Genomic DNA, 12004 nt, shown 5'->3' with positions numbered 1-12004 from the left:
CGATTCCACGGCCGCATCAGGCGCGGCGAAACTGCGCGAAAGCCTCTTGCATCTGTCGCATGGGGGGCCCGTCCAAAGCCGGGCCCTGCTTCCCCTGCCAACATGTCAAAACGAGGGCTTTTCACGCTTCATTCCGCCCCTAACCAAACGCTAATCATGGTTAAGGCGAGGTTACCAAAGGGAAATTTGGAGGCGGGAAATGCCGGCGCGGGAGGCGGTTGGCGGGTTCCGGAGATGAATTGGCTGCGCCGGATGGAGGGGTGCGGGTGCCCCCTCTCGTTGCGTCGTCCTGGCGAAAGCCAGGACCCCTAACCACCACGCTCGGTGATGAACGCGATCGCGCCCCAGCCGTGCACATTGAGACCTGGGGTATTGAGACTTGGGGTAATGGGTCCTGGCTTTCGTCAGGACGACGATAGGGATAGGGCGCGCTTCAAGCTCAGGCCAGATGCCGCACGACCGCAAGCCCGGCGAACAGACCTGCGATCGACAACGCCACCGAGCCCGCGACATACAGCGCGGCAAGGCCGAGCTCGCCGCGCTCATAGAGCAGCGCGGTGTCGAGCGAGAAGGCGGAGAAAGTGGTGTAGCCGCCGAGGATGCCGGTCATCAGGAACAGCCGCCAGGGCTGCGAGGCCTCGCCCTTGAAGGCGAGATAGCCGGCGATCAGGCCCATCACGGTCGAGCCCGTGATGTTGATGATGAAGGTGCCGTATGGAAACGCGGTGCCGATGCAGCGCGCGCAGGTGACGTTGATCAGGTGCCGCAACGTTGCGCCGAGACCGCCGCCGAAAAAGACGATGAGATAGCTTGCCGCGTTACCCACCAATGCCCCCGCTGGCGTGTGGAGAAGCTCAGTCCGCGCCCTTCAAAAGCTCACCCTCCCCTGGAGGGGGAGGGTCGGTTCGCATGAAGCGAAGCGGAATGCGAAACGGGGTGGGGTGATCTCTCAACACGGACAGTGTCGCGCGTGGATAGACCGTCACCCCACCCCGCCGCTCATTTCACTCGCGTCGACCCTCCCCGTCCAGGGGAGGGATAAGAGGGTCGACGCCGAATTGCGATATGCGCTTAGCCGGCCTTGCCGAACAGCTCGTCGACGTAATCCCAGTTGACGAGGCTGTCGACGAACGCCTTCAGATAGTCCGGACGGCGGTTGCGGTAGTCGATGTAGTAGGAGTGCTCCCACACGTCGACGCCGAGGATCGGCACCGCGCCATGGACCAGCGGGTTCTCGCCGTTCGGGGTCTTCGCGATCTCGAGCTTGCCGCCCTTGACCTGAAGCCAGGCCCAGCCGGAGCCGAACTGGCCGACGCCGGCGGCGGCGAAGTCGGTCTTGAACTTCTCGGCGCCGCCGAGGTCCTCGTTGATCTTCTTCTCCAGCCGACCGGGCAGCTTGCTGCCGCCGCCATTCGGCTTCATCCACTTCCAGAAGTGGATGTGGTTGTAGTGCTGACCGGCATTGTTGAAGACGGCCGCGTTCTTGCCGAACGAGCCCTTCACGATCTCCTCGAGGGACTTGCCTTCGAATTCGGTCCCCTTGATCGCGTTGTTGCCGTTGGTGACGTAGGCCTGGTGATGCTTGTCGTGGTGAAACTCCAGCGTTTCCTTGGACATGTAGGGCGCAAGGGCGTCGTGGGCGTAGGGCAGATCGGGTAGCGTGAAGGTCATGGGGTAATGTCCAACAGAGGGTGGGAGACTACACTTAACGGGTCCCCCTTATAGAAGGTTCCACGGCGGAGAAACACCGCATTTTCGGATCGTGTATGACAGATCGGCGCAGCCGAGGACCAAGACCCAGGACCTGAGACGATGAGCATCGAAATCGACATTCTCAACGGAGATGCGTCGTGGCGGCGCGCCGAGCCACTGCTCCGGGCGGTCTGGAGCCCGGATATCATGGAGAACAAGCAGTGGGCGGACATCAAATGGGCTCACGCGGATTTGCGCGTGTTTCTCGATGCGCCTGACGACGGCGGGCTCGCCTGCCACGTCGGTATCTACTTCCGGACCATCACCTGGAATGGCCACAAGGTGCATGTCGGCGGCATTGGCGGGGTTGCGACCCGCGAGGACTGCCGGCACCGCGGCTATGCGTCGCTCGCGTTGGATGCAGCCGTGCACACCATTCGTGCCAATGACGCGGTGAAGTTTGCAATCTTATTCTGCGAGCCGCACAATTTCGCATTCTACCAGGCCCGCGGCTGGCATCCCTTCGCCGGCGAAGTCACCTGTGAACAGCCTTCCGGGCAGATTCGCTTCGAGGCGATGGCGCCGTTCGTCAACGACATCGTTCGCGCGCCGCGCCAGGGCAAGATCGACCTATGCGGCCTGCCGTGGTGACCCCTGCGCGGGCGCGGGTGGCGAGCATTAGCTTGAACACGTAACATGTCGATCATCATTTATTGATTGCGAGCCTGGTTCACTGGCGTCGAATTGCAGTGCGCCCTCCCGCCTCCGAAGTGAGCCGCCGACGCATGACCATCGATGCCTCGATCGACGACATCAACTCCGCCGCGGCCACGCCTGCGGTACCGGTCGATCATCTGCTGACGGCGCCGATCCTGCCGACGCTGCTCAAGCTCGCCGTCCCCAACACGATCGCGATGTTCGGTTCGACGCTGGTCGCGGTCGCCGAGACGTCCTATATCGGCCGGCTCGGCACCGAGCCGCTGGCGGGCATCGCGCTGGTGTTTCCGTTCGCGATGCTGACGCAGATGATGTCGGCCGGCGCGATGGGCGGTGGCGTATCGTCGGCGATCAGCCGCGCGCTCGGCGCCGGCGACCGCGACCGCGCTGCCGACCTGGCGTTGCATGCAGCGATCATCGGTGGGTGTGCCGGATTGTTCTTCACCGTGATGATGCTCGGCTTCGGCCGCGACTTCTATGCGCTGCTCGGCGGACGCGGCGGCGTGCTCGAGCAGTCGATGCATTACTCACAGGTGCTGTTCTCCGGCGCGATCTCGATCTGGCTGGTCAACACGCTCGCCTCCGTCGTGCGCGGCACCGGCGACATGCGCGTCCCATCGATGACGCTGATCACCGTGTCGATGATCCAGATCGCGGTCGGCGGCGTGTTCGGTCTCGGGCTGTTCGGCATGCCGAGCCTCGGCATGCGCGGCGTCGCCGCAGGCCAGCTCACCGCCTTCACGTGTGGTGCGATCTTCCTCGCCTGGTATCTCGCCTCTGGCCGCAGCCGGCTGAAGCTCGACTTCGCCGCCTTCAGCTTTCAGCGCGCGATGTTCCTCGACATCCTGAAAGTGGGTGCGATCTCCTGCCTGTCGCCGCTGCAGAGCGTGCTGACCATCCTGATCTTCACCAAGATTTTGGCGGGCTTCGGCACCGAAACCCTGGCCGGATACGGCATGGGCTCGCGGCTGGAATTCCTGCTGATCCCGATCGCATTCGCGGTCGGCGTCGCCTCGGTGCCGATGGTCGGCATGGCAATCGGCGCCGGCCTCGTCACGCGGGCCCGCAAGGTGGCGTGGACCGCCGGCACGGTCGCCGGGCTTGTCGTCGGATTGGTCGGATTCGTGGTCGCACTGAAGCCAACGCTGTGGATTGCGCTGTTCACCACCGATCCCGGCGTGACTGCCGCGGCCTCGTCCTATTTCGCACTGGCCGGTCCGGGCTTCGGCTTCTTCGGCGTCGGCGTCTGCCTGTATTTTTCCTCGCAAGGCGCGGCCAAGGTCGGCGGGCCGGTGCTGGCCGGCACCATCCGCCTGCTGCTGGTCGGCATCGGCGGCTGGTGGCTCGCCGCCGCGAGCGCCCCGGCATGGACGCTGTTTGCGCTGGTCGGCAGTGCGATGGTGGCATTCGGCCTCGCGACCATCGTGTCGATCAAGCTGACCCGTTGGGGATAGACCCGGAGGGCCGGGGCTACGTTGCGCTTTCGGTCGCGACAAGGCAGCGCCACCCTTCCGAGCCTTGCCGCAGCATGGCGGCCTCGGAAAAAGGCTAGAAAATTTTTCGGATCGCGCCCGCCTGATCGCGCGATTATTACATTGCAGAAATCTTTCGACTTGTTATGCAGGCGACCTCTTGGGGAATACGTCATGGCCTGCAAATTCGGATTCGTGATCGCAATCATTGCGACGGCACTTGCCGTGCCTGCCGCGCATGCGCAGGGCGCGCCTGAGCCCTTCGGCGTCTGGCAGACCCAGGCCGGCGATGCCCGCGTCAAGGTCAGCAAATGCGGCGGCGGCATCTGCGGCGTGGTGGTGAGCCTGCGCGACCCGATCGATCCGATGACCGGCAAGCCGCAGGTCGACAACAAGAATCCCAATCCGTCGCTGGCCAACCGGCCGATCATCGGGCTGCCGCTGTTCTCCGGCATGCAGCCGGTTGCCGCGGGCAAATGGTCGGGCCAGATCTACAATGCCGATGATGGCGGCACCTATGCCAGCAGCATCTCGGTCACCGGCGAGAGCACGCTGCGCGTCGAAGGCTGCGTCGGCGCGCTATGCGGCGGCGAGACCTGGACGCGGGTCGGGCGGTAAACGCGAGGCGGGATTTTTCCTTCACCTCTCCCGCTTGCGGGGGAGAGAGCAGAATCCCGATATTGCAACAACTCACCCCGCGCGCGTCTTCAGCACGGTGGCGGCGGAGGCGTAGCCGCCGCGGGCGCCGTCGATGAAGTGGACGTGGTCGGCGCGCATCACCGACGGCGTGAAGCAGGTCATCATCGCGGCATCCTGCGCGTGCAGGCCGTAGCGCACGATGCCCTGTGCGGCGGCGGCGACCAGGCGCTGATCGAGCTCGGCGGCGAGCTCCGGCGTGCAATCCAGGATCATGCGCAGGCCGTCATCGAACTTGCGGAAGTCGGAATTCTCCACGAGCTGCCGCACATAGTTCTTCGGCACGAACTTGCCGACCGGGATATTGAACCGCATCAACGTATAGGCCCATAGCGTGAACGCGAGCACCGTGGCACGGCGCAGCGCGAGCGAGCCGCCACGCCGCGCACGCGCCTCGTATTCCATCCCCTGCGGCGGCCAGCGCAGCGGCGGCCCGCCTGGCGGCACCGGCCTCCCGGCGTCGGGGCTTTTCTCGATCCGCACCACGAGGTCTTCGATCACCTTGCGGAAGGACGCGGGATCGGCGTCCTTCGCCGGGAGCACCAAGACCGAGAGGATGACGCCACGCACTGAGGGCATCACCTCGAAACGGCAGGACAGGCCGGACAGATCGGGCTGCGTGCCCTCAGGCGCCGGATCGACCGCAAACTCGCCGCGCTTCATCGCGGCATCGGCGAATGCAAGACCTCCACCGGAGAACATCGCATAGGACAGATTGGCCGACGGCCCGAAGCGCGCGACGCGCACGTCGGCGCCCGCCGCGCGGATCGCGGACATCGGCACCAGCGCCACCCGCAGCACCAGATCGAGATCATCGCGCACCCAGCGCGCGGTCGCAGCCAGCGCCTCGCGCGCTCTGTCGAGATCGGCGGGCGCGACCGCGAAGCTCGCGCCGTCACCGCCGAACACGAACGGGAATTCGCGGCCGTCAAGCGCGTTGGTGACGGAAGCGACCACGGCGGCGCCAGCCATGTTGACCGCCTTGTAGCGCTGCGCCGCGATCGCCTTGGTGGACTCCACGATATCGGCGACGCCGACCGTCCAGTCATCAGGCAGCGGCGCATACAGCGCCGGATCCATCAGGCGCGCGAAGCCGCGAAACACCGGAATGCCGCCGTAGAAGATCTCGCTGCCGCCAGCCATTGCAACGCCGTGTTGTTTCTGCCTGTTACGAAACTCTCTAGCAGATACGCAGCGGATTGGGATCGGGTTTTCCCTCGGAGCCCGCGCCCTCTGTCACCGTCACCCTGAGGAGCGCGCCTTGGCGCGCGTCTCGAAGGGTCGACGGCCACCAGCCGGGCCGTGCATCCTTCGAGACGCGCTTCGCGCTCCTCAGGATGAGGGAGCAGCGTATCCTGGATGGAGCGCAGCGAAATCCGGGGACCTCGCGCGCGGTAGAAGACCCGGATTGCGCTGCGCTCCATCCGGGCTACAACATTCCGCCAGTGATTACGCCGCCTCGTCCGTTCTCCTCCACGGCGGAAACGGATCGCGAAGTTTTGCCCAGGCCTGCGGGTCCATGCCCGGCTTGCCCGCGACGAGGCAGGCATCGAGACGGCGGCGGATGTCGTCCTCGTTCATGCCGGAGCCGATGAAGACCAGCTCCTGCCGGCGATCGCCGTAGAGATCGTTCCAGCTTCGCTGCATCATCAGCCGCCAGTCCGGATGATCCGGCCAGCGCTCGCGCGGGATCGCGGCCCACCACGAGCCGAGGCCTTCGGTCCGCACGATCGCGCCGGCCTGGCTCATCTCACCGCACCAGTCCGGCCGCGTCGCGATCCAGAAATGGCCCTTGGCGCGGATCACACCTTGCCAGCTCTCGCGCAGGAAGCCGTGAAACCGCACCGGATCGAACGGCCGCCGCGCGCGATAGACGAAGCTTGTGATGCCGTATTCCTCGGTCTCCGGCACGTGCTCGGCAAAGCCGTAGAGCTCCTTGTGCCAGAGCGGATGCTGCTGCGCGCGTTCATGGTCGAAGCGGCCGGTGTCGAGCACGCGGTCGAACGGCACATTTGCAAAGTTCGCCTCGACGAGGTCAGCGTCGGGATTGAGCGCACGCACGATGGTGCGGGCAGCTTCGCACTGTGCCAGCGTCGCGGCATCGACCTTGTTCAACACGACGACGTCGGCGAACTCGATCTGCTCGACCAACAAATCGACCAGCGTGCGCTTGTCGCCGTCGAGCGCCTCGCCGCGCTGGCTGAGGAAATCGGTCGAGGCATAGTCCTTCAGGAGATTGGCGGCGTCGACCACCGTGACCATGGTGTCGAGGCGCGCAACATCGGAGAGGCTGTTGCCGTCCTCGTCGCGAAACTCGAAGGTCGCGGCGACCGGCCGCGGTTCGGAGATGCCGGTCGATTCGATCAGCAGATAATCGAAGCGGCCACTCTCGGCGAGCGCGCGCACCTCTTTCAGCAGATCGTCGCGCAGGGTGCAGCAGATGCAGCCATTGCTCATCTCGACCAGTTTTTCGTCAGTCCGGGATAGGTTCGCACCGCCATCGCGGACGAGGTCGGCGTCGATGTTCACCTCGCTCATGTCGTTCACAATCACCGCAACCTTCAGGCCGTGGCGGTTCTTCAGGACGTGGTTCAGCAAAGTGGTCTTTCCAGCCCCGAGGAAGCCGGACAAGATGGTGACGGGGAGTTTTTGCATCGAGATCAAACAGTTGCTTGAGGGATGGGCGGCGGGGCATGCGGCATTCGGTTTTTTGTAATGTTATAACATAACATCAAGAGCCATGGTGCTTGTCAAGCCGTCACGTGCGCCGAACGCAACCAGCGCCTGCCGTTCGGCGGTGATGCCAAACAAGCCGGCGATTGTGTCCTGCTTCACGCGCCTGTCTCATCCAGGGTTGTAGTTTGGACGAGACACCCGCCCGAACCGAAAGGACCGCGCCTTGACCCTCGTCTACGGATTCGTGAAGACCAAGATCACCTCCGAACCCAAAATGAAGGCGTCCCACCACGGGCACGAGACGCAGTACCACCTGCACTGCAATCTCGATGTCGATGGCGGCCAATGGGACGTCGCGATCAATGTCGGCACCAACGACGCGGACGACCTGCTGAAATACAAGCTGGTGTTCGATTTCCGCCATCCGGTGATCCAGACTCTGGCGGCGGCCGACAACGGCTCGCGCGAGCTGACCGGACAGAAGGCGCTGCCCGCGCTGGACTTCATGCGCAGCGATCTGCTCGCCAACACCGGCAAGTGGCGTGACAGCGACGTGATGGACGGCTCCGAGGATGTCGAGCCGGCGGCGTCACTGGCGCGGCTGTTGTCGCGCGCGCATCAGCAGGGTCGTGATGTCTACATCTTCGGCCGCTTCTACGAGCAGGGCAACGGCCTGCACGACGTCCATCTCAACCAGGGCTCGACCAAGGGCTTCATCCATCGCCCGGGTGACGATTCCAACGACCACAACGATATCTGGCAGGACGGCGCCGTGATGGTCGATCTCGGCGAGCCGGAATGGGCCGCATATTTCGCGGCCTTCAATCAGCAGCTGGTGCCGACCGATGAGCTCGGCAATCCAAAACCCGACGCCGCCACGATCGGCTGAGCAGCGTTCGAAGCCAGGCGGCATGGCCGGCGCTGACGCCGGCCATCACGGCTATCTTGCGAGGCCGCGCAGCACGAGCTGGTTCATCCGGCTGGCAAACGCGGCGGGATCGTCGGGCATCTCGCCGTCGAGGATCTGCGCCTGCTCGAACAGCAACAGCGACAGATCCTTCGCCTGCGCGGTGTCGGTCGCAAGCGCTGCGACCAGCGGATGACGCAAATTGATCTCGAGGATCGGCTTGGTGATCTCGCCGCGGTTCTGCTGAGCGAGCAGCCGCTCCAGCGCGCGGTCGCGCGCGTCGCCGCCGGCGACCAGGCACGACGCGCTCGCGGTCAGCCGCTGCGAGGCGCGGACATCCGAGACGCGCTCGCCGAGCGCATCCTTGATCACGGCGATCGTGGTCGCGGCATCGGCAGCAGGCTCGTCCTTCTTGTCCTGCTTGTCGTCGACGAGCGGGATCAGGCCGAAATCGACGTCGCCCTGGCTCAGCGACTTCAGCGGCTTGCCGCCGAACTCGAGCGGCGCCGAGGTCCAGAACGCGTCGACCGGATCGGTGAGCAGCAACACCTCGATGCCGCGGGCGCGCGCCGATTCCAGCTTCGGGTTCGACTTCAGCCGCTCGACGCTGTCGCCGACCAGATAATAAATCTCGGTCTGGTTCGGCTTGAAGTCGTCGACAATTTGCTTCAGCGAGCGCTTCTCGCCCGATGTCGTGGTGAAGCGCGCCAGCGCCAGCAGCTTCTCGCGGCGCTCGAAGTCCTCCCACAAGCCTTCCTTGATGACCGGGCCGAACGCGTCCCAGATCTTTGTGAAGGTCTCCGGCTCCTTCTCGCCGAGCGTTTCCAGCTCGCCGATGACGCGGCTGGTAACCGCCTTGCGGATCTGTGCGAGTTGCGGATTGTTCTGCAACATCTCGCGCGAGATGTTGAGCGGCAGGTCCTCGCTGTCGATCACGCCGCGGATGAAGCGGAGGTACGCGGGCAGCAGCTCGGCGTCGTCAGCAATGAAGACGCGGCGGACATAGAGCTTCACCCTGCCCTTGCGCTCGACCTGGAACAGGTCGAACGGCTTCTCGGACGGCGCGAACAGCAGCACGGCGTAGGACTGCCGGCCCTCGGCGCGGTAGTGCAGCGTCATCGCCGGCTCGTCGAACGCACCCGCGATCTGCTTGTAGGCCTGCGCGTAGTCTTCCGGTGTCAGTTCGGATTTGGAGCGCTGCCACAGCGCGCTCGCCGAATTGATCTGGCGCGGCTCACCCTCCTCCGGCACCAGCAAGATCGGAAACTGGATGTTGTCGGAATACTCGCGGACGATGCGCTCGATCTCGTAAGCCTCGAGATATTTGGCGGCCTCCGGTTTCAGATGCAGCACGATCTCGGTGCCGCGCGCGACGCGGCTTGCGGCCTCCTCGCTTGCCGGCGCGATCTCGAAGCCGCTGCCGCCTTCCGACGACCACACCCAGACCTCGTCCGACCCGGCGCGGCGGCTGGTCACGACGATCTTCTCGGCGACCATGAAGGCGGCATAGAAGCCGACACCGAACTGGCCGATCAGGTTGGCGCCGTCCTTGGCCTCGGTCAGCTTCGAGAGGAACGATTTGGTGCCGGAGCGCGCGATGGTGCCGAGATTGTCGATCAGCTCGGCCCGCTCCATGCCGATGCCGGTATCGACCACGGACAGCGTGTTGGCCGCCTTGTTCGGGACGATCCTGATCTCCGGCGGCATGCCCTCGGTGATCAGGCCGGGGTTGGCGATCGCCTCATAGCGCAACTTGTCGCAGGCATCGGATGCGTTCGAGATCAGCTCGCGCAGGAAGATATCGGTCTCGGAATAGACCGAATGCACCATCAGGTGCAGCAATTCGGCAACCTCGGCCTGAAATGGCTGGGATTCGGCGGCAGCAGTTGTGGTCATGCAGAAACTCGGACAAACGGTAAGGGGCGGGAAAGCCCTGATATAGCGTGATCGCGCCGCCTGGCAAGACGAGCGGGGGGAACCCGTCAGTCCGAGATCGCCGCGAGATAGCGCTCGACCGAACGGTCGAACGCCGCCCTGGCATCGGTTGCGATGTTCTTGCCCCACCAAGCGCCGTAGATCCGATCATAGGCCAGCGGCGCGACCGTGCGCGCGATGCGGCGGACCGCGGATGCATTGAGCGGGATGTAGTTCGGGTAGGAGTACATGAAGCTGACCGAGCGGCGGTCCATCGCGACCATCGCGATGTCGCCGGTCAGCAGCGCACCGCGCCCGTCGGCCCCCTTGCGCCAATGCAGCATGGTGGCGCCCGCGAAATGCCCGCCGCCGCGCACCAGGAGGATGTCGTCGGAGATGCGATGGCTGTCGCCTTGCCACGGCACGATCGACGCGTAAGGCCGGGTCACCCATTGCGCGTCGTCGCCGTGCAGATAGACCGGCGCGTCGTCGAACGCCGCGCTCCAGTCGGCGACCGCGCCATAATAATGCGGATGCGAGATCGCGATCGCCTTCAATCCGCCGAGCGACCTGACATGCGCGATCGCCTCGGGCGTAGCCAGCGGCACACAGTCCCACATCACGCAGCCGCCGCGATCCGGCACAAGCAGCGCGCGCTGCCCGATCGCAAAGGACGGCTCGAGCGCCAATCCAACCAGGCCGAGATCGTCGCGCCAGACCAGCCGATGCCGCTCGGCGAGTTCCTCGCGCGTCAGCCAGACCTGTCCCTTCCGGTTCACATATTGCCGCTCGTCCTCGCAGATCGGACAGGACGACGGCGGTGCGGCGGTTTCAGGAAATTGCGCGCCGCATTGTTCGCAGGTCCAGAGAGGCATTGAGACCACAGGTGTAGGGGTGAAGCTGATCCCCTGATCTACGTCAGCGGCGCAATGCGTTCAATGCCGGCGCCCCAGTTCCATCTGCATCTCCGCTGGAGCTGCGCCGAACTTGCGGCGGAACGCGCGGTGAAAATAGGACAGGTCGTTGAAGCCGACCGTATAGGCGATGTCGCTGACCTTGCGGCCGGCGCTCTGCGCGTGCAGCAGCAGCCGGCGCGCCAGCAGCAGGCGCTGCTCAAGGACATATTCCGAGAACGTGGTCCCTTCGGAGGCGAACAGGCGTTGCGCCTGGCGTGTGCTCAGCGCATTCGCCCTTGCTATGGCCTCGATCGTGAGCTTGCCGTTGTCGAGGTTCTTCAGGACATCGGCCTTCATCAGATCGAGCCGCGCCTTCGCCACGCCATCGCGCGCGGCGAGCTCCTTCTGCTCGGCACTGCTGCCGAGCACGAGGCCGACCAGATCGGCCAGATGATGCGCCGCCGCCTGCTGGCCCGGCACATCGAGATCGCCGGCAAGCTCGGTGCAGAGCGTTGAATAGCGCTCGATCATCGAACTCAAGGCCAGATCGCGGCCGAGCGCCCGCGCCAGCTGCGTTTCCGCCATGGGGGCGACCTGGAGCAAAAGGCGCCGCGGAAACCGCGTCGTCGTGAAGCTGCCGGACTGGGTGAGATCTGCCGTGCCGACGACGTTCATTTCGGTGAGGCACATCTGGCCGCGCTTGAGCTCGATCGCCGCGCTGCCTTGTGTGACCTGCACCGTACCGCGTGTCGCTGATATCAGCACCAAATCGTCGCAGCCGTCGCTCAGAAGCGCGCGGGTGCGGGCGAAGCGGGCCGAGCCGCCGCGGGGTGTCGCGATCGCGACCGTATGCAGCAGCGTGAATTCGTTATGGCAATCGATGCTGACGTCGTCGGTCGGTCCGACGTCGAGCCGGCAGAAGCCGCGGCAAATGCCCTCGCGCCACGCCTCATAGGCCGGCCCCTTCGCCAGCCCGCGATGGGAGATCGAGAACCGGTTGGGCACCTGTGTCTCGGACATGATCCGTGCTCCGA

11 protein-coding genes are annotated in these 12004 nt (G+C 64.9%); 4 read left to right on the top strand and 7 right to left on the bottom strand.

The annotated features are described in order from the left end of the window. Positions 1-439 precede the first annotated feature (439 nt). On the bottom strand, positions 440-826 hold the full coding sequence (crcB, locus tag ACE103_RS04895) for a fluoride efflux transporter CrcB (RefSeq protein WP_375778534.1): 387 nt from the start codon (positions 824-826) through the stop codon (positions 440-442). Positions 827-1071: 245 nt separating this feature from the next. Next, on the bottom strand, positions 1072-1671 hold the full coding sequence (locus ACE103_RS04890) for a superoxide dismutase (protein WP_375778533.1): 600 nt from the start codon (positions 1669-1671) through the stop codon (positions 1072-1074). A gap of 141 nt (positions 1672-1812) precedes the next feature. On the opposite strand from ACE103_RS04890, the gene ACE103_RS04885 reads away from it, so the two are divergent. The 3 genes from ACE103_RS04885 (at position 1813) to ACE103_RS04875 (ending at position 4499) form a co-directional block, all read left to right on the top strand. Continuing rightward, a complete protein-coding gene (locus tag ACE103_RS04885; protein WP_375778532.1) occupies positions 1813-2343 on the top strand; it encodes a GNAT family N-acetyltransferase in 531 nt (176 codons plus the stop codon). Between the two features lie 134 nt (positions 2344-2477). Continuing rightward, positions 2478-3863, top strand: a complete 1386-nt coding sequence (locus ACE103_RS04880; protein ID WP_375778531.1) for an MATE family efflux transporter — start codon at positions 2478-2480, stop codon at positions 3861-3863. 192 nt (positions 3864-4055) lie between these two features. Continuing rightward, positions 4056-4499, top strand: a complete 444-nt coding sequence (locus ACE103_RS04875; protein ID WP_173638929.1) for a DUF2147 domain-containing protein — start codon at positions 4056-4058, stop codon at positions 4497-4499. 72 nt (positions 4500-4571) lie between these two features. Here ACE103_RS04875 and ACE103_RS04870 read toward each other — a convergent pair whose 3' ends face one another. Continuing rightward, the gene (locus ACE103_RS04870) at positions 4572-5720 is read right to left on the bottom strand and encodes a DUF3095 domain-containing protein (RefSeq protein WP_375778530.1); all 1149 of its coding nucleotides are present in this window, start codon (positions 5718-5720) and stop codon (positions 4572-4574) included. Between the two features lie 306 nt (positions 5721-6026). After that, complete coding sequence (zigA, locus tag ACE103_RS04865) at positions 6027-7232, bottom strand: zinc metallochaperone GTPase ZigA (RefSeq protein ID WP_375778529.1); 1206 nt, start codon at positions 7230-7232, stop codon at positions 6027-6029. Between the two features lie 244 nt (positions 7233-7476). Here zigA and ACE103_RS04860 point away from each other — a divergent pair, with 244 nt between their 5' ends. Then, entirely contained in the window at positions 7477-8142 is a 666-nt protein-coding gene (locus ACE103_RS04860; protein ID WP_375778528.1) for a DUF2278 family protein, read from the top strand. Between the two features lie 51 nt (positions 8143-8193). Here ACE103_RS04860 and htpG read toward each other — a convergent pair whose 3' ends face one another. The 3 genes from htpG to ACE103_RS04845 form a co-directional block, all read right to left on the bottom strand. Next, positions 8194-10056 carry a molecular chaperone HtpG gene (gene htpG / locus ACE103_RS04855; RefSeq protein WP_375778527.1) on the bottom strand — a complete coding sequence of 621 codons (1863 nt, stop codon included), beginning with the start codon at positions 10054-10056 and terminating at the stop codon, positions 8194-8196. An 86-nt stretch (positions 10057-10142) separates the two neighbouring features. Further along, the gene (locus ACE103_RS04850; protein ID WP_375778526.1) at positions 10143-10949 is read right to left on the bottom strand and encodes an MBL fold metallo-hydrolase; all 807 of its coding nucleotides are present in this window, start codon (positions 10947-10949) and stop codon (positions 10143-10145) included. Positions 10950-11009: 60 nt separating this feature from the next. Beyond that, a complete protein-coding gene (locus tag ACE103_RS04845; protein WP_375778525.1) occupies positions 11010-11990 on the bottom strand; it encodes a helix-turn-helix domain-containing protein in 981 nt (326 codons plus the stop codon). Positions 11991-12004: the final 14 nt, after the last annotated feature.

Origin of the sequence: Bradyrhizobium sp. ma5 (assembly GCF_042258955.1) — a bacterium.
Classification (GTDB): domain Bacteria; phylum Pseudomonadota; class Alphaproteobacteria; order Rhizobiales; family Xanthobacteraceae; genus Bradyrhizobium.
Note: the sequence above shows the minus strand (reverse complement) of the source record. Positions and strands in the feature narration are given on the sequence as shown.